General features: G+C 62.8%; 23 protein-coding genes. 14 read left to right on the forward strand and 9 right to left on the reverse strand.

All coding sequences use genetic code 11. The features are described 5' to 3' along the window. Window positions 1-71 precede the first annotated feature (71 nt). From COCCU_RS05185 to dapC, 5 genes are read left to right on the forward strand one after another with little or no spacing between them, the layout of a single operon-like run. Window positions 72-1646 (forward strand): ABC transporter family substrate-binding protein, encoded by a 1575-nt coding sequence (locus COCCU_RS05185; RefSeq protein WP_231598874.1) that lies wholly within the window; start codon window positions 72-74, stop codon window positions 1644-1646. Beyond that, window positions 1639-2523: an N-acetyl-1-D-myo-inositol-2-amino-2-deoxy-alpha-D-glucopyranoside deacetylase gene (gene mshB / locus COCCU_RS05190; RefSeq protein WP_231598875.1), complete on the forward strand. Its 885-nt coding sequence runs from the start codon at window positions 1639-1641 to the stop codon at window positions 2521-2523. The genes COCCU_RS05185 and mshB overlap by 8 nt, the downstream gene beginning before the upstream one ends. Before the next feature lie 5 nt (window positions 2524-2528). Then, the gene (locus COCCU_RS05195; protein WP_231598876.1) at window positions 2529-2924 is read left to right on the forward strand and encodes a hypothetical protein; all 396 of its coding nucleotides are present in this window, start codon (window positions 2529-2531) and stop codon (window positions 2922-2924) included. 59 nt (window positions 2925-2983) lie between these two features. Beyond that, complete coding sequence (fdxA, locus tag COCCU_RS05200) at window positions 2984-3307, forward strand: ferredoxin (protein WP_156230542.1); 324 nt, start codon at window positions 2984-2986, stop codon at window positions 3305-3307. 30 nt (window positions 3308-3337) lie between these two features. Continuing rightward, window positions 3338-4441, forward strand: a complete 1104-nt coding sequence (dapC, locus tag COCCU_RS05205; RefSeq protein WP_156230543.1) for a succinyldiaminopimelate transaminase — start codon at window positions 3338-3340, stop codon at window positions 4439-4441. A gap of 15 nt (window positions 4442-4456) precedes the next feature. Here dapC and COCCU_RS05210 read toward each other — a convergent pair whose 3' ends face one another. Beyond that, window positions 4457-5800, reverse strand: coding sequence for an HNH endonuclease signature motif containing protein (locus COCCU_RS05210; protein ID WP_156230544.1), 1344 nt, complete (start codon window positions 5798-5800; stop codon window positions 4457-4459). Window positions 5801-6168: 368 nt separating this feature from the next. Here COCCU_RS05210 and COCCU_RS05215 point away from each other — a divergent pair, with 368 nt between their 5' ends. Next, window positions 6169-6711, forward strand: coding sequence for a GtrA family protein (locus COCCU_RS05215; RefSeq protein ID WP_331457799.1), 543 nt, complete (start codon window positions 6169-6171; stop codon window positions 6709-6711). Here COCCU_RS05215 and COCCU_RS05220 read toward each other — a convergent pair. The 5 genes from COCCU_RS05220 to COCCU_RS05240 form a co-directional block, all read right to left on the reverse strand. Continuing rightward, window positions 6708-7184 carry a DNA translocase FtsK 4TM domain-containing protein gene (locus COCCU_RS05220; RefSeq protein ID WP_156230545.1) on the reverse strand — a complete coding sequence of 159 codons (477 nt, stop codon included), beginning with the start codon at window positions 7182-7184 and terminating at the stop codon, window positions 6708-6710. The two genes, COCCU_RS05215 and COCCU_RS05220, sit on opposite strands and share 4 nt — an antisense overlap. A 1-nt stretch (window position 7185) precedes the next feature. Beyond that, window positions 7186-7377 carry a helix-turn-helix transcriptional regulator gene (locus tag COCCU_RS05225; protein WP_156232604.1) on the reverse strand — a complete coding sequence of 64 codons (192 nt, stop codon included), beginning with the start codon at window positions 7375-7377 and terminating at the stop codon, window positions 7186-7188. A 273-nt stretch (window positions 7378-7650) separates the two neighbouring features. Continuing rightward, window positions 7651-8616, reverse strand: coding sequence for a 2,3,4,5-tetrahydropyridine-2,6-dicarboxylate N-succinyltransferase (dapD, locus tag COCCU_RS05230; RefSeq protein WP_156230546.1), 966 nt, complete (start codon window positions 8614-8616; stop codon window positions 7651-7653). A 10-nt stretch (window positions 8617-8626) separates the two neighbouring features. Beyond that, window positions 8627-10009, reverse strand: coding sequence for an amino acid permease (locus COCCU_RS05235; RefSeq protein WP_156230547.1), 1383 nt, complete (start codon window positions 10007-10009; stop codon window positions 8627-8629). A 56-nt stretch (window positions 10010-10065) separates the two neighbouring features. Further along, window positions 10066-10989 carry a DapH/DapD/GlmU-related protein gene (locus COCCU_RS05240; protein WP_156230548.1) on the reverse strand — a complete coding sequence of 308 codons (924 nt, stop codon included), beginning with the start codon at window positions 10987-10989 and terminating at the stop codon, window positions 10066-10068. 67 nt (window positions 10990-11056) lie between these two features. On the opposite strand from COCCU_RS05240, the gene dapE reads away from it, so the two are divergent. The 7 genes from dapE to COCCU_RS05275 all read left to right on the forward strand — a co-directional run bounded on the left by dapE (window position 11057) and on the right by COCCU_RS05275 (window position 16086). Beyond that, complete coding sequence (dapE, locus tag COCCU_RS05245; RefSeq protein ID WP_156232606.1) at window positions 11057-12121, forward strand: succinyl-diaminopimelate desuccinylase; 1065 nt, start codon at window positions 11057-11059, stop codon at window positions 12119-12121. 62 nt (window positions 12122-12183) lie between these two features. Continuing rightward, window positions 12184-12963, forward strand: a complete 780-nt coding sequence (locus tag COCCU_RS05250; RefSeq protein WP_156230549.1) for an LOG family protein — start codon at window positions 12184-12186, stop codon at window positions 12961-12963. 30 nt (window positions 12964-12993) lie between these two features. After that, window positions 12994-13806 (forward strand): dihydropteroate synthase, encoded by an 813-nt coding sequence (folP, locus tag COCCU_RS05255; protein ID WP_156232608.1) that lies wholly within the window; start codon window positions 12994-12996, stop codon window positions 13804-13806. Next, window positions 13803-14543 carry a glucosyl-3-phosphoglycerate synthase gene (locus COCCU_RS05260; protein ID WP_156230550.1) on the forward strand — a complete coding sequence of 247 codons (741 nt, stop codon included), beginning with the start codon at window positions 13803-13805 and terminating at the stop codon, window positions 14541-14543. The genes folP and COCCU_RS05260 overlap by 4 nt, the downstream gene beginning before the upstream one ends. A gap of 19 nt (window positions 14544-14562) precedes the next feature. Then, window positions 14563-14865, forward strand: a complete 303-nt coding sequence (locus tag COCCU_RS05265) for a cell division protein DivIVA (protein WP_156230551.1) — start codon at window positions 14563-14565, stop codon at window positions 14863-14865. A gap of 64 nt (window positions 14866-14929) precedes the next feature. Continuing rightward, entirely contained in the window at window positions 14930-15097 is a 168-nt protein-coding gene (locus COCCU_RS05270; RefSeq protein ID WP_156230552.1) for a DUF3117 domain-containing protein, read from the forward strand. Between the two features lie 122 nt (window positions 15098-15219). Then, the gene (locus COCCU_RS05275; RefSeq protein WP_156230553.1) at window positions 15220-16086 is read left to right on the forward strand and encodes a methyltransferase domain-containing protein; all 867 of its coding nucleotides are present in this window, start codon (window positions 15220-15222) and stop codon (window positions 16084-16086) included. Here COCCU_RS05275 and COCCU_RS05280 read toward each other — a convergent pair. Next, window positions 16083-17564: a GH32 C-terminal domain-containing protein gene (locus tag COCCU_RS05280; protein WP_197088483.1), complete on the reverse strand. Its 1482-nt coding sequence runs from the start codon at window positions 17562-17564 to the stop codon at window positions 16083-16085. The two genes, COCCU_RS05275 and COCCU_RS05280, sit on opposite strands and share 4 nt — an antisense overlap. A 112-nt stretch (window positions 17565-17676) precedes the next feature. Continuing rightward, on the reverse strand, window positions 17677-18849 hold the full coding sequence (gene glgA, locus COCCU_RS05285; RefSeq protein WP_156230555.1) for a glycogen synthase: 1173 nt from the start codon (window positions 18847-18849) through the stop codon (window positions 17677-17679). A gap of 125 nt (window positions 18850-18974) precedes the next feature. Here glgA and glgC point away from each other — a divergent pair, with 125 nt between their 5' ends. Then, window positions 18975-20198 (forward strand): glucose-1-phosphate adenylyltransferase, encoded by a 1224-nt coding sequence (glgC, locus tag COCCU_RS05290; protein ID WP_407924155.1) that lies wholly within the window; start codon window positions 18975-18977, stop codon window positions 20196-20198. Window positions 20199-20256: 58 nt separating this feature from the next. On the opposite strand, the gene COCCU_RS05295 is transcribed toward glgC, so the two are convergent. Continuing rightward, window positions 20257-20904 carry an O-methyltransferase gene (locus COCCU_RS05295; RefSeq protein ID WP_156230557.1) on the reverse strand — a complete coding sequence of 216 codons (648 nt, stop codon included), beginning with the start codon at window positions 20902-20904 and terminating at the stop codon, window positions 20257-20259. Window positions 20905-20956 lie beyond the last annotated feature (52 nt).

Consider the following 20956-nt stretch of genomic DNA (forward strand, 5'->3'; position numbering starts at 1 on the left):
GAAGGCCTGTCGTCCCCGGACGGCAGGCCTTCACCTTCATATATCCCCTCATATATCACTGGAAAGCAATTGTGAGAAGTCGAATAGCACTGAGCACGCTGACGCTCGCGGTCTCCCTGGTGGCCTGCTCCGCCAACCCCGGCCCACCGCCGGTGGAGGAGGTCACCCCGAGCACGACTCAGACCACTGCCGCAACCACGACGACGAGTCCTCCCGCGGATGTCGTGCGGGAAACCATTGCGGTGGGTATCGACCCCCTGCGCAACGGTCTCAACCCGCACCTGTTGGCCGATGACTCCGCCTTCGTGGCCTCCCTGGCGAGCCTGGTGCTGCCCAGTGCCTTCCGTAACGGGGAGATCGACCGGGATGTGCTCGTCTCGGCAGCGGAGGTTGAGGCGGTGGGGGAGGCGGTGCAGACCTTGCGTTATGAGATCAGCCCCGAGGCGCAGTGGAGTGATGGCACCCCGATCACCGGCGCTGACTTCCGCTATCTCTGGACCTCGATGAACAATACCTCCGGGGTCATTGACGCTGCTGCCTATAACTCCATCAGCGCGGTCCGCACCTCCTCGGCCGGCAAGATCGTGGAGGTGGATCTGCACCGCCGGCTTTCCTCCTGGCAGGGACTCTTCGCCCATCTGCTGCCCAGTCATCTGGTGTCCGGCCAGGCCTTTGACCAGGCACTGCTCAATGATGTCCCCGCTTCGGCGGGACGCTACATGGTCCAGTCCGTGGATCGCTCCCGCGGGGTGGTGACCCTGCACCGCAATGATCGTTTCTGGGGGGTGGATCCGGCGCTGACTGATGTCCTGCAGTTCCGGGAGATGCGTTCGGTCGCCAGCGGTAGTGATCAACTTCGTTCCGGTCAAGTCTCCTTCCTTGATGTAACTCCGCAGGAGACCTCCGTCGAGGCTTATGGGCTGATGGCGGAGAACCAGGTCCGCACCCTGGAAACCCCCCGCGAACTACAGATCACCTTCAACACCGCTTCGCCTTCCCTGACGACGGCATCCCAGCGCGCCCAGTTGGCCTCGCTTATCGACGTCCCGCTGGTCGCCCGGCTCGCCGCCGGGCGGGACCGTACTCTCGCCGTCCCTGATTTTCAGGTGCCCGAAGCAGATGTCGCGCAGCTGCGGGAGCTGAGCCAGGCTCAACCCCTGCGGATTGCCGCGGACCCGGCCGATGACACGGCTTCCGCGGCGGTACGCACCCTGATCGACCTCCTGGGCAGGCAGGGGATCGAGGCGGAGCTGGTGCCCGCGGAACTGGCGGATATCACCACCACCGGCCTGCCGGAGGGAGAGATCGATGCCGTGGTCACGTGGCGTAATTCCCTAGGCACCCCAGTGGATGTGGCCAGCGCTTACCAGTGCCCGTCCACCCCCGGCTCTCCGGGCACCAGTAACTTGAGCGGCTACTGTGTCCCGGCCACTGATGAGGTGCTGGAGGGTTTCCTGGCGGGGGATAATCCGGCCGGGATCCCTGATTTTGTCCGTCGTCTGGAGGCGCTGGAGCACCTGACGGTGCCCTTGCTGCGGGAGACGCGGGTGCAGGTTCTGGGTACCGGTATCGTTGGGGTTGACCCTCTGCTGGATAATTGGCCCAGCGGAATTTCATCGGCAGCATCCTGGAGGATCAGTGACTGAGGACCTGAACGGCTACCGCGTGGTGGCCGTGCACGCACACCCCGACGATGAGGCGATCTCCACCGGCGGCGCGCTGGCGGATCTGGCCCGGCGGGGTGCTGAGGTCACCGTGATCACCTGCACCCTCGGCGAGCAGGGCGAGGTGATCGGGGATCCCTATCAGCACCTGGTGGCCGATCACTCCGACCAGCTCGGTGGTTTCCGCATCGGGGAGTTGCGTCGTTCCTTAAGGATCCTCGGTGCGCAGGGCAGTTTCCTCGGTGCCCCCGGCCGTTTCCGGGATTCCGGCATGGTCGGTGACCCGGCACAGGACAACCCGCGCGCCTTCGTCAATTCCGGGGCTGCGGCGGTGGAGCTGCTGGCAGCTGAGTTCGAGCGGCTGCGCCCTCATCTGGTGATCACCTACGGCCCGGACGGCGGTTATGGCCACCCGGATCATATCCGGGCCCATGAGATCACCCATCTCGCCGCAGCCCAGACCGGGGTGCCCAGGGTGCTGTGGGCGGTGACGGACACCGCTGACCTCCAGGCGGGACTGGCGTCGATAAGCACTGTTCCGGCCGGCTGGCGGGCAGCGAAACCCGAAGAACTGGCCTCGGTGGACAGCAGTGACCTGGCGATCACCCTGGATGACCACGCCTACCATGCCAAACGAGCCTCGATGCAGGCTCATGCCACCCAGGTGTGGATCGCCGATGGCAGTATCTCCGAGGTTAATCCGGTGGCCGCCATCGGGTCCTGCGATGGGCTGGTGCTCTGGGCACTGTCGAACCTGATCGCCCAGCCTCTGCTGCGTCGCGAGCACTATCAATTCGGGGCCGGGGTGGCACTTCCGGAGGGTGCCACCGGGCTCCTTGACGGACTGTCACGGGGGTGAGACAGTTGCCGCAGCAGGGTTTTATTCACCAGGATTTCAGTCGCGCCGAAGCCATCGGCGGATTGTTCTGGCTCTCCCTCGGAGCCCTTATTTCAGTCTTTTTGGAAGTGATGTATCTGGGCACCTGGATCGCCCTTCCGGGCGGCTCCTCGATCGCCTTTCCCTACACAATCCTCATCGCCTTCTTCTTCACCATGGTGCTGAGCAGGACTGCAGCGCTCTGGAGCAATCGGGCGGTGATCGCCGCCATCCCGCTCTATGTCTGGGTGGCAGGCTATACCGTGATGATGATGTGGCCTGTTTTCGGCGATGCCCAGTTGCTCGGATCCAACATCCGCAGCGTACTTCTGCTGGGGGCTGGAGTGATAGGTGGCATTTGGCCACTTATCAAGGTCAAGTGACATAATGGGTGAGCATCTCACCCAAAATCCGCAACTTTATATTGGAGTATCGAGTTCCCATGACATACACAATCGCACAGCCATGCGTTGACGTCTTGGATCGTTCCTGCGTTGAAGAATGCCCCGTGGACTGCATCTACGAGGGCAAACGCATGCTGTACATCCACCCCGACGAGTGCGTCGACTGCGGCGCCTGTGAACCAGCCTGCCCGGTCGAAGCCATCTTCTACGAGGATGACGTCCCGGACGAGTGGCTTGATTACAACGACGCCAACTCCGCCTTCTTCGACGACCTCGGATCCCCCGGTGGTGCCGCGAAGCTCGGCCCCCAGGACTTTGATCACCCGCTGGTCTCCGCACTGCCGCCGCAGAACCAGGACTAGAAAGCACACAGCCCCGCCAAGAGGAGAACCATGACCCGCACCCCGCTGGGAACCACCCTTCCCGATTTTCCCTGGGACTCTCTTGCCCAGGCGAAGGCGAAGGCCAACGCCCATCCGGAGGGCATCGTCGACCTTTCGGTGGGCACCCCGGTGGATCAGGTTGCCCCTGGCATCCAGATCGCACTCTCTGAGGCGGCGGCGGAGCCGGGCTACCCGCAGACCGTCGGCACCCCGGAACTACGCCAGGCGATCATTGAGGCCCTGGCCCGGCGCTACAACATGAGCGGCCTCAGCGAGAATGCGGTGCTGCCGGTGGTGGGCACCAAGGAGGCCATCGCCCTGCTGCCGAGCCTGCTCGGGGTGCGGGGGACGGTGGTCATCCCGGAGGTTGCCTACCCGACTTATGAGGTGGGTGCCCTGATGGCCGGGGCCACGCCGCTGCGGGCAGATTCGCTGTTCAAGGTCGGCCCGGCCACCCCGGACCTGATGTTCATCAATTCCCCCTCCAATCCGACGGGCAAGGTGCTCGGCATTGAGCACCTGCGCAAGGTGGTCCACTGGGCGCAGGAACGCGGGGTGATTCTCGCTGCTGATGAGTGCTATATCGGTCTGGGTTGGGATGATGAGAATCAGCCCCTCTCGATCCTGGATCCGGCGGTCTGCGATGGTGACCACACCAACCTGATCGCCATCCACTCCCTGTCCAAGTCCTCCAATCTGGCCAGCTACCGCGCAGGTTTCCTAGCTGGTGATCCTTCCTTGATCGCTGAACTGACCGAAGTGCGGAAGCATTCCGGTCTGATGGTTCCCGGTCCGATCCAGGCGGCCATGGTTGCCGCCCTGGGTGATGATGACCAGGAGGCACTGCAGAAGCTGCGCTACGCCGCCCGGCGGGCCAAACTGATGCGGGCGCTGATCGAAGCCGGTTTCCAGGTGGAGAACTCCGAGGCGGGGCTCTACATCTGGGCCACCCGTGGAGAGAACTGCCGTGACACCGTGAACTGGCTTGCCGAACGTGGCATTCTCGTCGCACCCGGTGACTTCTACGGTCCTGCCGGCGCCAACTTCGTGCGGGTTGCCCTGACCGGCACCGATGAGCGTATCGACGCTGCGGTGGCCCGGCTGCACGGCTGACCCTCTGTTCCTGTTCTAGAAGGGCGGCTCCTCATCCTCGTATTGCGAGGGGAGGGGCCGCTCCCTCTTTTGCTTGAGTCGCTGTGTTCTCTCCTGCTCCGCTTTCTCCTCTTCGCGCAGGCGGGCCCGTTCCCGGCGCCTGTCCTGACGTTGGGCCAGGGTCTGCACCCAATGTCTCTGCTTCGGGGCCAACGGCCCTTCCGCACGGTCAATTGCCCAGGTACCGTCCTGGAAGAGCCAGTAGACATCACCGGTATAGGGGTCAAGCAGGTAGTGGACCTGCTCATCGGTTTTGCGGGCATGGTGGTGGTCGCAGAGCGCCAGGAGATTGGCGGCGGTGGTGGGGCCACCATCAGCATGGTTGATCCGGTGGTCCATCTGACAGCGGCTGGCGGGCCGGATGCAGCCAGGCCAGCGGCAGAGCCAGTCCCTTCCCTCCACCGCAGCCCTGATATCCGGTGGTGTCTGGTAGGCCGGGGATTCCTTCTCGGCAGCCGCATCAGCATCCCGGATCCGTTGGGCAGCTGCCGCGAGGGCTTCAGCGTCCTTGGGGTCAAGGGGGCCGTAGGGCTGGAGAAAGCCCGGACTCCCGGGCAGGTCCCTGGCCTGGTAGAGGTTCAGGTTGACCTTCACCGACACATCCATCAGGAAGATCTCCACAAAAGCCTGATGGTAGGGGATGCCCTGCTCCTTGGCGCGGGCCCGCACCGCCTCCTCGATCTTGGTGGCGGTGACCTGATCCACCCGGATCTCGAAGAGCACGCTGCCATCGGGCTGTGGGGTGCTGTGGTACCTGTTCATGACCGGGAGCTCGGGTTCTGGAGCCGGCTCCGTATTCCCGGGCTCGCCTTCCGGGTGTTCTGTTTCTTCCTGGGCACTGGGGTGCTGGGGTGCTTCTTCCTCGGGTGGGGTCAGCACCCGGATGAGTTCTTTGAGGGCCCGGGTGATGGTGGCACTGGTGGGCATCAGCTGGTTTGCCCGGGTGGGGGAGAGCAGGGAGCTCAACCGCTCGTCGACGGCCTCCCAGAACCCTGGATCCTCCAGCAGCTCCACACAGATACCGGTGAGCTGGTGGTCGATGGTGCGCAGCCGGGACATGTCGACGTGGAAGTGTTCCTCGATCAGGGTCTTGAGTTGGGGTAGTTTGTCGAGGGTGAGCAGGGCGTAGAGATTGCTGGCGATGACTCCGGAGCGGATACCCGTGGATCGGGTGATGGTTGCCGCCAGTTCAGTGAAATCCCGCTCCTGCTGGGATCCGGTGGGCATGGCCCGGCGCCAGGCCAGGTATTCGGCTTCTCGGGCCTGTTGGAAGGCCACCGCCAGGGGATCGTCCGGGGAACTCAGCGAATGGAACGCCATGGTATCGGAGTGGAAGGGCACGGGGACAGGTCACCTCCTTGAAGGTGAAGGGTCGCAGTGGTTGAGGGGTGCAGTAGTGATGACGCCTATAGCTCAGGTGTTCGATATGGACCTTAGGGCACGCCCCGGACATGGCTACCCCCGCGGGGGTGATTTCCTGAAAAGTGCAGTTCAGGGCAGTTCTTTTCATGGTTGGGAAACGAGGCTGCATAGTCGTGATGAGATGGGAGCTCTGCTCAAGCCACGGTAAAGAGCGTGTGGATTCACTGATTCAAATGGCCGGAGACTAAAGTTCAATCTTTAAAGTGATCAGTGCATCAGGAAGAGGCGATGTGGGCTCCACGGAAAAAATGCGGCCCGGCAGGTTGATGTCAGGGCTGAGCCAGTTCATCAAATTCGGAATCGTCGGTGGTTCCGGAACCGTGGTGAATCTGCTCATCGCTGCGCTCTCCAAGAAGATCGCCGGCTGGACCGGGGGCATCCACGAGAGTGATGTCTTCCTGAATCTGTTCGGCACCGAGTTTAATATTCGTTGGTTCAACGTCTTTTTGACGATTGCCTTCCTGGTTGCCAACACCTGGAACTACCAGCTCAACCGGATGTGGACCTTCAAGGGAATCAGTACCCGAAGCTGGTTCCGGGGATTCTTCCCCTTCCTGCTGACCGGTATCGGGGCTTTCCTGGTGAGTCAGGTGGTGGCCACCCTGTTGATGAACCCGACTTCGCCGATCGCTCTCTCCGAGGCGGTATTCGATGGCTCCACCGGCTTCCGGACCAAGTTCTACTGGGCCACCGTGATCTCCATTGTGGTTGCCATGCCGGTGAACTTCCTGATCAACAAATTCTGGGCCTTCCGTCGCCCGAAGGTGAAGATCGTCGAGGTCAGGGAACCTGTCACCCAGGAGAGTTAGTCATCCAGCCCAGCATTGATCCGGGCAATGTCCTGCATGCGGCGCTTCCGCTGAGCCTTCGGGCCCAGCCACAGTGCCAGGCCACCTCCGGCCAGACTTCCGACCAGACCCCCGGTGGCGGCGGCGATGGAACCATCCCAGTAGTTGAAAGCTAGTCCGGCAAGCCAGGCGAGAATAAGGGCGGTCATTAGGAACCAGTCTGTCCTGCTCAATTCGATGAAGCGGGCGCGCGCGGTCTGACGCTTCAGCCAATTCTGTCCCAGCACCTGGGAGGCGGCGGGGATCAGCAGCAGTAGGGCGGACCATAGGGAGTGATCGCCCGGCAGTGTCCAGGCAAGAATTGCACCCACCAGGAAGCAGAGCCACATGGGGGACTGGGCTGTCACGGTCGAAGAGCGATGCAGTAACTGCCGCTCGAATTCATCGTCTACCGCTTCATCGTATTTCTGCAGGGTGGTGTCGGCATATCCCATGTCAGTTCTCCTGTTCCTCTCCGAATATCTCCTCCACGGTTTTTCCCAGCTCCCGGCAGATCGCCAGAGCCAGGTGCACCGAGGGGGAGTAGTTGCCCTTCTCGATATTTGCGATGGTCTGCCGGGACACTGAAACCCGTTCCGCGAGTTCGCCCTGTGAGAGCTCATTCCAACGGCGGAATTTGCGGACCATGTTGCTGAGGTTCTGTTCACTCAAGCGCGCGACACGTCCCGTCCCAGCGTCGTGGTGCCCCCGAGAGTGCAGAGCGGCAATGTCAGGAGAATGATCGGCAGGCTGTGGCGGGGTTCCATGTCCGAAGCTCCTTATCGTGATGTCACATTTTCCCTATATTCACAATGTAAAGTAAACTTGACATTCGGTCAATGGTTTTAAGCAATAAAAAACCCGGCCCACCGTAAACGTGGACCGGGCTCTCAAGATTCCCGGGAAAGACCCCTCAGGAGACTAGTTCTGGTGCAGATCCCGGTTCAGGGCGACTGAAACCTCCCGCTCACTGGCCTCTACCGAACCGGAGACCGAATTGCGGCGAAAGAGCAGCCGGGAGAAACCGGAGAGCTTGGAGGCACGGATGGAACTGCCGTGGAAGACCCCGACCTTCTTGGCCAGCTCATCGAAGATGGTGACCCGGGTGCCCGCGGTGACATAGAGACCGGCCTCGATGGTGCAGTCATCACCGAGGGGGAAACCGACACCTGCGTTCGCGCCGAGCAGGCATCGCTTACCCAGGGAGATCACCTCGCTGCCGCCACCGGAGAGAGTACCCATGATGGAGGCGCCGCCACCGATGTCGGTGCCGTCACCGATGACCACACCAGAGGAGATCCGGCCCTCAACCATGGAGGTGCCCAGGGTGCCCGCATTGAAGTTGACGAAGCCCTCGTGCATGACGGTGGTGCCGGGGGAGAGGTAGGCGCCCAGGCGGACGCGGTCAGCATCGGCGATACGCACCCCACTGGGGATGACATAGTCGACCATGCGGGGGAACTTGTCCACGGACTGGATGGACACCGGGCCACGCTCAGCGAGCTTGCCACGGACGAACTCGAACCTATCCAGGGAGCAGGGGCCCCAGTTGGTCCACACCACATTGGCCAACTGGTGATAGATACCATCCAGGTTCAGACCATGGGGCTTGACCAGCCGGTGGGAGAGCAGGTGCAGTCGCAGGTAGGCGTCGTAGGTGCCCAGGGGAGCGTCGTCGAGAGAAGCGATACGCGTCTCGACGGCGATACGCTCGACGTGACGGTCCTCATCGACGAGCTCCAAGGGAGCGAGCTGCTCCGGCGCGGTGATTCGCACCGTGCCGGCCTCGACGGGGTCGTCGATAAGCGTCGGGGAGGGGAACCACACATCCAGGACAGTGCCGTCCTGGTGGATGGTTGCGAGGCCTTGGGCAAGTGCAGCGGTCATGGCTTAGAAGTTACCTGACCTTCTTGCCGCGTGTGGTGAAGGAAAGTGCAATGAGAAGCACAACGACCACGACCACGGAGTAGATCTGGCCGCGGGCTCCGGCATCGAAGAGCATCAGGACGATCAGACCCACCAGAGAGATCAGGGTGGCCCAGGCCAACCAGGGCCACCCCCACATCCGGACGGTGGTGATCTCCTTGTTGTGTTCCAGCTCGGGGTGCAGCTTGAGGTAGCTGAGGACGATCATCACCCAGACCACCAACAGGCAGCCACCCACGGCATTGAGCAGGAAGTCCAGTAGACCCGTTGGGTTCCACCACTGCAGACCCACGGAAACGAAGGCGAAGACCATGGAGAGAACCACCGCGTTGATGGGCACCTTGGCGGAACTCAACGTCTTGAACAATGCCGGGGCGTCACCTTCCAGGGCGAGGTCATGGACCAGTCGGGAGGTGGCGAAGATCTGGGCGTTGAAGGCGGAGAGCAACGCCAGGACGATGACGGCCTCCATGAAACCGACCACACCCGGCAGGTTGGCCAGGCTCAGCACCGCGGTGAAGGGGGACTCGGCGGCGGTCTCGGCGTTGTCGATCTGGGAATAAGGCAGCAGGAAGGTCATCACCAGCACCGAACCCAGGTAGAAGACTGCGATGCGCCAGATCACGGCACGCACCGCGGTGGCGATGGAACGCTCCGGCTCGGAAGATTCCGCGGCGGCGATGGTGACGATCTCGATACCACCGAAAGCGAAGGCCACGGCCAACAGGCCAGCAGCCACACCGGCAATGCCATTGGGCATGAAACCGGCCTCGCCGAGGAAGTTCTGGGTACCCACGAAGGTGGAACCGGGCAGCAGACCGAAGATCAGCAGTGCACCGATGATCAGGAAACCGATGATCACCGCCACCTTGATGAAGGCGAACCAGTACTCGAACTCACCGAAACCACTGACCTTCGCCAGGTTGACCACCACGAAGAAGATCACGGCCACCAGCGCCGGAATCCAGGGATCCACCCCGAACCAGCTGCCCATGATCGCCGCGGCTCCGGTCATCTCCGCGCCGAGCACCATGATCAGCATGAACCAGTACAACCAGCCGAGGGTGAAACCGGCCCAATGGCCATAAGCCTGGCGGGCATAGGTGGAGAAGGAACCGGAGGAGGGCCGGGCCGCCGCCAGCTCGCCGAGCATCTGCATCACCAACACCACGATGGCACCGGCGATCATGTAGGCGATCAGGATGGCTGGACCTGCCGCGCGGATACCCACGCCGGTTCCGAGGAAGAGGCCCGCGCCGATAGCGGACCCCAACCCCATCATGGTCAAGTGTCTAGGCTTAAGTCCCTTACCGAGCCCGGGGTTACCGGCTTGGGAGGTCTCCTGTGTTGTCATGCCTGAAACCTTATCCTGAGGTCAGGACAGGTTATAAACTGACCACACCGCCGAAGCTAGTGGGTGCGCAGCACAGGTTCCGGGTGGCCCGCCTCAGTGCGCACACTCCAATTCGAACGCCACTCCAGGTCTGCACCGGTGATCAGGGTGCGGCTGGCGGCATCAAAGATCGGGGTGTCCTGCTCAATGACGATATTGGAACCGATCCGGCAGTTATCGCCGATATTCAGGCCGATCAGTCCCGAGGAGACCCCGAAGTGACAGTTCTCTCCGATGCTGATGGGAATCCGGGCCCCCTCCGGGCTGCGGTTGGCCATCAGGGTGGCGGAGAGCCCCACATTGCACCCAGCCCCCACGGTCACCCCGGAGGAGAGTCTCCCCTCGATGCGGGCGGGGCCGAGGGAACCGGCGTTATAGGAGACGAAACCCTCGCGGAGCACCGTGGTGCCGGGAGCCAGGTAGGCGCCGAGCCGCACCCGCTCCGCCTCCGCGATCCGGATCCCGTCGGGGAGGGCGTAATCGACCATGCGGGGCAGGTGATCAATGCCGTAGACGTGGATCAGGCCGCGGGAACGCAGGGAGGTGCGCACAAACTCGAAGTTCTCCGGGGTGGCCGGACCCTTGTTCGTCCACACCACATTCGCCAGATGCTTGACCGCACCATCCATGTTGATGGACTGCGGCCTTACGATCCGGTGACTGAGCAGATGCAGCCGAAGGTAGACATCATGGGCGCTGCTCGGCGGCTGGTGGACATCAGCGATGGTGGTGCGCACCGCAACCTGCTCCACCATGCGGTCCTCATCCAAGGTGATCAACGAGAGCATCTGGTGGCTCAGGTGCTGGGCCCCGAGCCGTTCAGTGCCGCTGGTGAGTCCGGAACCGTCAACCAGCTCGGGTGCCGGGAACCAGGTGTCCAACACTGTGCCGTCAATGGAGATATTTGCGATACCGATGCCCTGGGCGCCCTGTGTGCTCATAATTTTCATTCTACGGTGGTCCCGTGCCCAGGTCATTTTGTAGTCTGGGCAGGTGAGCGAATCAACAATCCTGGATTTCAGCGACCCCGTCACACTGGCGGCGGCACTGGTCGATATCCCCAGCCCCTCCCACCACGAAACTGAGCTTGCCGACGCCCTGGAACCTGCCCTCCGGGCCATCCCCGGCGTGCAGGTCCACCGCCACGGCAACACCCTCCTTGCCCGCACCCGGCGCGGCCTGGGGGAGCGGGTGATCCTGGCGGGGCACATCGACACCGTGCCCATCGTCGACAACCTGCCGCACCGCCTGGTGGATGGGGTGCTCCACGGCTGCGGCAGTGTGGACATGAAATCCGGCCTGGCGGTCTACCTCCACACCTTCTGGCTCCTGGCCAATGATCCGGGGCTCAACCGGGATCTGACATTGATCGCCTATGAGGGGGAGGAGGTCTCCACCGAGTTCAATGGGCTCGGCCACATTGAAGCGGATCTGCCGGAATGGTTGGTGGGTGATATTGCCTTGCTCGGTGAGCCCAGTGGGGCGATCATTGAGGCAGGTTGCCAGGGAACCCTCCGGTTGCGCATCACCGCCCGGGGGGAAAGGGCCCACTCCGCCCGCGCCTGGCTGGGGGAGAATGCCGCCCATAAACTCGCCCCCGTGCTCACCCGCATCGCCGCCTACCAGCCCCGCAGTGTGAAGATCGATGAGTGTGAGTACCGCGAGGGGTTGAATGTGGTGCACCTGGAATCCGGGGTGACCACCAACACCATCCCGGATGAGGCCTGGCTCTTCCTCAACTTCCGTTTCGCCCCGGACCGCAGTGTGGCGGGGGCGGAGGCGCATCTTCGGGAGGTGCTCGATTTCGCGGGTCTGGAGGTTGAGATTGACGACGCCGCGCCGGGGGCCCTCCCTGGGCTGGGCTCACCCCCTGCCCAGGAACTGCTTTCCGCCGTCGGGGGTCGTTTCCGCGCCAAATACGGGTGGACGGATGTGGCACGCTTCGCTGCCCGCGGGATACCGGCCCTGAATTTTGGCCCGGGTGACCCCAATTTCGCGCATAAGAAGGATGAGCAGTGTCCGGTGTGGATGATCACCGGGGTGGTGCAGACCTTGCGGGCATGGCTCACCTGATCTGGTACACCCGTACCAACCTCTCTTCAGCGGAATCCGGGGAAAAGGGTTAACTTCGACACATGGCTCCTAATATCACCCCCTCGCCCGATAAGCGCAAACTCCGCGGCCCGATGCTGCTGCGTACCGAGGGCGACCAGGAATCGACCTATGATCAGCGGCTCTTCGAACTCGGTAGTGACCATGACTGGTTGCATGCCGATCCCTGGCGCATCCTGCGTATCCAGGGTGAATTCGTGGCTGGTTTCGATGCGCTGGCTGGTCTGCCCAAGGCAGTCTGTGTCTTTGGTTCCGCCCGTATCAAGGAGGGTGAGCCCTGGTATGAGGCGGGTGTGGAGGTCGGACGCAAGCTGGTTGCGGCCGACTACGCCGTCATCACCGGTGGTGGCCCGGGGCTGATGGAGGCCCCGAACCGGGGTGCCTATGAGGCGGATGGTCTTTCCGTCGGTCTGGGTATTGAGCTGCCTCATGAGCAGGGTCTGAATGACTGGGTGGATCTCGGTCTGAACTTCCGTTATTTCTTTGCCCGCAAGACCATGTTCCTGAAGTATTCGGAGGCCTTCGTCTGTCTCCCCGGTGGTTTCGGCACTCTCGATGAGCTCTTCGAGATGCTGGTCATGGTGCAGACCAAGAAGGTCAACAATTTCCCGATCGTGCTCCTGGGCACCGAGTTCTGGGCGGGCCTGGTGGACTGGATCCGCGGCCGCCTGGTCGATGACGGGATGATTTCTCCTGGGGACACGGATCTCTTCCTGCTCACCGACTCGGTGGACGAGGCTGTTGAGCATATCGTGGAGCACCACAAGAATCTCCGGGAAAACCTTAAGAAGGGGCAGTACTAGCTCTTGTCAGATATCTGCCTTCCGGCGGTGATGGGCATCCTCAACCGAACCCCGGATTCCTTCTACGACCAGGGTGCCACCTTCGCCGACACCGCTGCACTCCAGCGTGTCGATGAGATCATTGCCGAGGGTGCCAGCATCATTGATATCGGGGGTGTCAAGGCCGGCCCCGGCTCTGAGGTTGATGCCGCGGAGGAGATTGACCGGGTGGTGCCGATCATCGCCGCCGTCCATGAGCGTCACCCCGGGGTGCGGATCTCGGTGGACACCTGGCGGGCCGATGTTGCGGCGGAGGCGATCAAGGCCGGTGCCGGGCTGATCAATGACACCTGGGCCGGATATGATCCGGAGCTCATGGAGGTCGCCGGTCAGTACCACGTGGGCTATGTCTGTTCACACACCGGGGGTATCACCCCCCGTTCCCGTCCCCATCGCGCCCATTTCGATGATGTTGTCGCCGATGTCATCCGGGAAACCACCGCGCTGGCTGAAAGAGCGGTGGACTGTGGGGTCCCCGAGGAATTGATCTTCATTGACCCCACCCATGATTTCGGGAAGAATACCTTTCATGGTCTGGAGTTGCTGCGCCGCATTGATGAGCTGGTGGCCACCGGTTGGCCGGTGCTGATGGCCCTGTCGAATAAGGATTTCGTGGGGGAGACCGTGGGGCGCCCCGTCCGGGAGCGGGTCGCCGGAACCCTGGCGGCCACCGCCTGGGCCGCCGCCCGGGGGGTTGCCGCCTTCCGGGTGCACAATGTCGCCGACACCATCGATGTGCTGCGGATGACCGCTGCGATTCAGGGTAAGGCCGCCCCGCTGCACACCGTCCGGGGCATGGCATGAGTATTTCCGTCATCATCCCCGCCCTCAACGAGGAAGCCACCGTCGCCGCGGTGGTGGAGGCGATGTTGGCCGATGCCCCCGCCGAGGTTCTGGTGATTGACGCTGACTCCGTCGACGGGACCGCAGCGGAAGCTGAAGCAGCCGGGGCCCGGGTTCTCAATTGGCGTGAGATCCTCCCGTTGGAACCCTGGCCGGGTAAGGGGGAATCCCTCTGGCGGGGGGTGGCCGCCGCACGTGGGGAGGTGGTGGTCTTCATCGATGCGGACCTGACCCGCCCGGTGCCCGGGATGGTCAATGCCCTGGCAGCACCCTTTCAGGACCCGGCTATCCACCTGGTCAAGGCTGATTATCGACGTAGCTACCAGGGGCAACCCAATGGCGGGGGGCGGGTCACTGAGCTGACCGCCAAACCTCTGCTGCGACTGCTCTTCCCGGCGTTGGGTGGCGTCAATCAACCCCTGGCGGGGGAGTACGCCCTACGACGTTCCACCGCCCTCGACCTGCCTTTCGTCCACGGTTACGGGGTGGAGGCAGGGCTGCTTATCGACGTCATGCAGCGCCACGGCCCCGCCGCCATCGCCCAGGTGGACCTGGGGTTGCGGCACCACCGCAACCGCCCCTTGGCGGAACTGGGACCCATGGCCGAGGTCGTGGCCGCCACCATCCTGGCCCGTGCCGGTCAGGGGGAGATCAGGGAGCGTCCCGCCCTCTCCGCTATTCTCGATCCATTGATCTAAAGTCCTGAAAGGCTTCCTAGTGCTCACCTGGATTTTTCTTATTCTGGCGCTGATCGTGCTGACAGTGCTCTTCACTTGGATCTTCGGCACCCTCTTCGGGCGCGGGGAGATTCTGCCGCCGGCAGATGAAGGCGAGGACGTGATCCAGCGCAACCGGGAGTGCTTGGCGGTGCGGGATCTCGATGGTCTGAGTTTTGATGTGGTGCCGCGTGGTTACCGCCCGGATCAGGTGGAGGCGCTGATCAGGGACCTGAAAAAGCAGCTCGCCAACCAGGGTGGAAATCACCCCGAAATCCTTGTCGAAGAAAGAAACGACCTTTAGTTTCAGAAAAAAGACTAAACTGGATAGAGTAGTCATTCAGTTTTAGGTAAGGAGCTAGGATCTTATGGCAGCGATGAAGCCCCGGACCGGTAGTGGCCCGATGGAAGCGGTAGTGGAAAGCCGCAAGATTGTCATGCGGATCCCTTCCGACGGTGGTGGACGACTCGTCGTCGAACTGACCAAGGAAGAGGCCGCTGAACTGGGTTCCCTGCTCAGCGAGGTTTCCGCATAATCAAGGCATAATCAGGCAAATTAATAAGAATCAGATGGCGCCGAACCCGAATCCGGGTTCGGCGCCATCTGCGCTACCATGGGGAGGTTATTGCCCCCACCCGTTAAGGAAGTGGTGCTTGAATGCTCTCCGACATCATTGACGTCCTCGCCGACCCGATCGACGGCACCCCGCTGTCCGGCGCCGATGACTTCTCCCGCCTGGTCTCCGAATCCGGACACAGCTATGACGTGGCCAAACAGGGCTATATCACGCTCGCCGGGGGTGCCGGACTGCGCTACACCGGGGATGATACCGCGATGGTCAACTCCCGTGAGGTCTTTCTTTCCCGGGGTCATTTCGCTCCCTTTGTGGAAGCGGTCTCCATGGCGGTCAATGATGTGCTCGAAGATGCCGGTGTCCCGGATAACGCCCATCCGGTGATCTGTGAGATCGGAGCCGGCACCGGCTACTACCTCGCCCACACCCTCGATGATGTGCATGGTGCCCGCGGGGTGGGCATCGACGTCTCCGTGGCAGCTGCCAAGCACCTCGCCAAGTGCCACCCCAAGGTCGGTGCCGTGGTGGCTGACGCCTGGGCCCGCCTGCCCCTGCGGGATGAGTCCGTAGATGCCATCACCGTCATCTTCGCCCCCCGCAACCCCGCCGAGTTCGCCAGGGTGCTCAAGCCCGGCGGTGAGGTGATCGTGCTGACCGCCGATGCCGGTCACCTGGCTGAACTACGCGAACCCCTCGGCATCATCGATGTCGAGGAGGGCAAGGTGAAGCGGATGATCGCGCAGGCGGAAGGCCACTTGGTGCCGGTGGGGGAGTCCTGGCCGGTGGAGTTCGAGATGAATCTGGACCAGGATTCCATCACCACCCAGATCGGCATGAGCCCCTCGGCCCGCCATATTGATCCGGCGGACCTGAAGGAGCGGATCCTCGCGCTGCCGCCGAGTATGAAGGTCACGGCGCGCGCGATGATCACCCGCCTGGCAAAGGTCTAACGGACCACACCCTCATAGGTGTCATCCTCACCGAAGTTGTTCTCCGTCTCATAGTCGGGAAGCTCGGAGGAGTCATAGGAGCGGGGGAAACGCTCATAGCAGCGGATGATCTCGCTTCCGTCTTCGGCGAGGGCGTTGAACTCCCGGCAGCCACCCGGAATATAGACTCGGCTGGACATGGCGATCGCCCCACCATCCGCGAAGACCTCCACCGTGGAGCCGTCCACGAAGATTGAGAGCGAGTCGGTGTCCCCCTCGGCCAGTGGGGCCTGGGCCAGGTGATCACCCTCGTGGTGGGGGTTCATGGAGCGGTCCAGGGTAAGCAGATCACCCTGGTGGGTGACTACTGCAGCGACCTTGCCCGCGGCGTCGATAAGCTCCACCCGCAGCGAGCTCCCGGTGGGAATCTCGCAGAGCCCGGTCCAGGAGGCCGCGGAAATGGACTGCGGGATCTGATCGGGCAGCCCCTGGGGCGGAGTCTGGTAGATCAGGCCATTCTGCAAGGTCAGGATACGGGGGAAGGAAAGACAGTTCACCCAGCCTTCCTCCCGCAGGCTCAGATGCCCGGACTCATCATCGAAACGGCCCACCCCATTCATCAGGCCGAAGAGGGAACCGCTGAGGTAGAGCTGATCTTCGGGGACGGTGCCCGGGGTGTAGTTGGTGATGCGCGGCCTGGTGAAGTCATGGCCGAAGTCAATGCGGCTGAAGGGGGTGTGTACCTCGAACTCCGCGCCCTGCAGACGACCCACCAGATAACCGGAGATGTCGATGCCCTCATGTTCGATGGTGACCATGAGGATGTCGTAGATCTCACCGTCGACCTCATCCTGCAGGCGGATCAGGCGGGGGCTGACCAGCGGTAGATCCGCGGCCAGGCCGGTGTCTCCCTGGAAGGTCAACGGGCCCAGGATCTCCCATTCCTGAGCATCGGTGGAGGTCAGCATGACCAGCTGCGGGGCAGTCTGGGAACCACTGACCGCCAGCATCAGCCAGCCACGGTGTCCGTCCGTGCGGTCATGTTCAGCGACCCAGTCCGGCACCACACAGGGAGAACGGAAGCTGGTGAAACCATCGCGGTCACCGAGGACCTCACCGATCCGGCGGACATGGGGGTCCACGCGCAGATCATCAGAGACCTCCTCCATGGTGGCCTCCAAGTCGTCGATCCGCGCCAGATGCACCGCGGTGCCGTCCTCGGTGACGGAGGTGAAGTAGAGGTTGACCCCGCCATCAACCGCCAGCACCGCACCGGCCCGCACCAGAGTCTCCTCACCTTCCGGGGCGATGACATCCTCACAGACCTCCCACTCGAAAGGGGAACCCTCGGACATTTGGTGGGCCCAGCGGGCCGGGGCATCCGGGGTTGGTCGGTACTGGTGGAAGAGGTGCCAGGTGTCTCCGTCGAGCAGCGCCCCGGCGGGGGCATCCAGAATCCCGTTCTCGGGGGTGACATGAAGTTCCGGCCGGTGAGAGATTATTGCCATTGTTACTTCTGCATCCTTTGCGTTTTCGACATTTAACTCCGAGCGTAATGAGAAAACCCCGGGGCTGCAGAAAGCTGCGAACCCCGGGGTGGAAGGTCTGGATCTAGAGCAGAGAACGGTAGATGTCCACCGTCTGCTGGGCGATGGTGGCCCAGGAGAAATCATTCACCGCACGTTGCCGACCAGCCTCACCGAAAGTCCTGGCACGCTCCTTATCGGCGACCATGGCGTTGACCCCGGCGGCGATATCACGTTCGAAGCCCTCCGGGTCCGACTCCTCATAGTGGACCAGGGTGCCGGTCTTGCCGTCCAGGACGACCTCTGGGATGCCACCCACATCAGAGGCGACGACAGCGGTGCCGCAGGCCATGGCCTCAAGGTTCACGATGCCCAGCGGTTCATAGATGGAGGGGCAGACGAAGGTGTCGGCCGCGGTGAGGATCTCCTGGATGCCCTGTTTGTCCAGCATCTCCTGCACCCAGAAGATACCCTCACGCTGAGCCTGCAGCTCTTCCACCAGGGCCTTGGTGTGGGCGGCGATCTCCGGGGTGTCCGGGGCGCCGGCGCAGAGCACCAGCTGCACACCCTCATCGAAGTGTGCGGCGGCCTTGATCAGGTGCTCCACACCCTTCTGGCGGGTGATGCGGCCGACGAAGGCGACGATCGGGCGGTTCGGATCCACACCCAACTTGCTGAGGACGGAGTCCTCGGCAGCCTCGAAAGTGGGGCGAGGGGCCCAGAGCTCGGTGTCGATGCCGTTGAGGACCACATGCACGCGATCCGCGTCGATCCGGGGGTAGGCCTCGAGAATGGAGTCCTTCATCCGGGCAGAAACCGCGATGACCGCGTCCGCATACTCCATGGCATTGCGCTCCGACCAGGAGGAGACCTCATAGCCGCCACCGAGCTGCTCGCGCTTCCAGGGGCGGTGCGGCTCCAGGGAGTGGGCAGTGGCGATATGGGGGATGCCGTGCAGCTTGCCCGCCAGGTGGCCACCCAGCCCGGCGTACCAGGTATGGGAGTGGACGACCTCTGCCTCAGCAGCGGCCTCCGCCATGCGCAGGCCGGTGGAAAGGGTCTTGATCGCGGGGTTTGCGTTCTCCAGGGCCGGATCGACACCGTGGACGTACACCCCCTCAGCATCCCGGGGGGCACCCATGCAGTGGACGTCAACCTGGGTGATCTCCCGCATGAAGCGGGTCAGTTCGGTGACATGGACGCCGGCGCCACCGTAAACCTCCGGCGGGTATTCTCTGCTCATCATCGCGACTCTCATGTGAACGAGATTAACCCTTGGTGAGGGGTGTCGCCGAGGTTTTCGGGGGTGAGGGGGGTCTCTTCAGGGGTCGAATCTGTGACTTTCCACGGCAGAACTCGCTCAAACCTAATAGGTTGTGGGGTGTGAGAAGCCATGCGAATGTTTTAGCCATTGTTCTTGCCGGTGGAGAAGGTAAACGACTCTTCCCGTTGACTGCGGATCGTGCCAAACCGGCCGTTCCCTTCGGCGGTGCCTACCGGCTCATCGATTTCGTGCTGTCGAATCTGGCGAATGCCGGATTCCTCAAGATTGCGGTGTTGACGCAGTACAAGTCACACTCTCTTGACCGGCACATTTCGCAGTCGTGGCAGCTCTCCGGTCCCACCAGTCAGTACATTGCCTCGGTTCCGGCGCAGCAGCGCCTGGGCAAGCGCTGGTACATGGGTTCCGCTGACGCCCTGCTGCAGTCCCTCAACCTCATCTATGATGAAAAGCCCGAGTATGTGATCGTCTTCGGCGCCGACCATGTGTACCGCATGGATCCGGGCCAGATGCTCGATGATCACATCGCCTCCGGCAAGACCGCCACCGTGGCCGGTATCCGTGTCCCCCGCGCAGAGGCGACCGCCTTCGGTTGCATCCAGTCCGAGGCGGACGGCACCATCACCGAGTTCCTGGAGAAGCCGGCCGACCCGCCGAGCACCCCGGATGACCCGGAGGTCACCTTCGCCTCCATGGGCAACTACATCTTCACCACCGAAGCGCTGATCGAGGCGTTGAAGGCCGATGAGGAGAATCCGGATTCTGACCATGACATGGGCGGTGACATCATCCCCTGGTTCGTCGACCGTGGGGAGGCCAACGTCTATGACTTCTCCGCCAACACCGTCCCGGGCGATACCGACCGGGACCGCGGTTACTGGCGTGACGTGGGCACCATCGACTCCTACTACGAAGCTCACATGGACCTGATCAGCGTCCACCCGATCTTCAACCTCTACAACGCGAAGTGGCCGATCCACTCCACCGACACGAATAACCTGCCCCCGGCGAAGTTCGTCCAGGGTGGCATCGCACAATCCTCCATGGTGTCGGCTGGTTCGATCATCTCCGGTGGCACCGTCCGCAACTCGGTGCTCTCCTCGGACGTCTACATCGAAGAGGGCGCCACTGTTGAGGGTTCGGTCCTGCTGCCGGGCGTGCGCGTCGGCCGTGGCGCGGTGGTCCGCCACGCCATCCTCGACAAGAACGTAGTGGTCCGGGAAGGCGAGATCATCGGTGTCGATCGCGTCCGCGATGAGTCCCGTTTCAAGATCAGTGCCGGCGGCGTCGTTGTCGTAGCCAAGAACAGCGTGGTCGGGGAGTAGTAACCCCGCCCTACGATGGATCAGAAAAATTCCCCCTGGGTTATCCAGGGGGAATTTTTTATGGGCGGCGGCTGATCAGCATCATGCCGGCACCGAGGGGGAGCCGGGTGATCAGGGCATCCTCGAGGGTGTCAACGTATTCCAGGGCCTCACGGACCGCTACGGTGGCCCGGTCCTTGCGGGACTCATCGGCCAGGGTGCCGTCGAGCAGGACATCGGGAAGCACCAGCACGCCCCCGGGGGAGAGCAGCGGCCAGGCGGTCTTGACCAGGGCGTTCAGATCCAGCGGGGAAACCTCGCCGTAGACCAGCTGGTAGGACCCATGCGCCAGCCGGCCCATCACATCCAGGGGGCGGGAAGGCAGGAAACGGACCCGGGAGGGGGAGAAGCCAGCCGCCCGGAAGATCTGCTTCGCCTGGCGCTGATGTTCCACCTCAGGGTCGATGCAGGTCAGCATGCCATTGCTGCCGAGCCCCTTGAGCAGGTAAAGGCCGACCACGCTGGCCGCCGGGGTCACCGCAATGGCCCCGGCCGACTTCTCGGAGGCAGCGGCCGCGGTGAGGGTGCTCAGGAGTTGCCCGGTGACCTCATCAGGAGTCGTCAGCCCGAATTCCTCGGCGTCGCGGCGGGCGGCGTCGAGGACCTCATCACCGGGGATGGTCGATTCGATGTAGGTAAGCAGTGCGTCAAATGCCGTGTCAGTCACAATTAAGAGTCTAGCCAGGGTCGGCAGGGCTGTGAGCAGGGGCTCGCCCCAA

The sequence above is a fragment of the Corynebacterium occultum genome, from assembly GCF_009734425.1.
In the GTDB taxonomy this organism is placed as follows: domain Bacteria; phylum Actinomycetota; class Actinomycetes; order Mycobacteriales; family Mycobacteriaceae; genus Corynebacterium; species Corynebacterium occultum.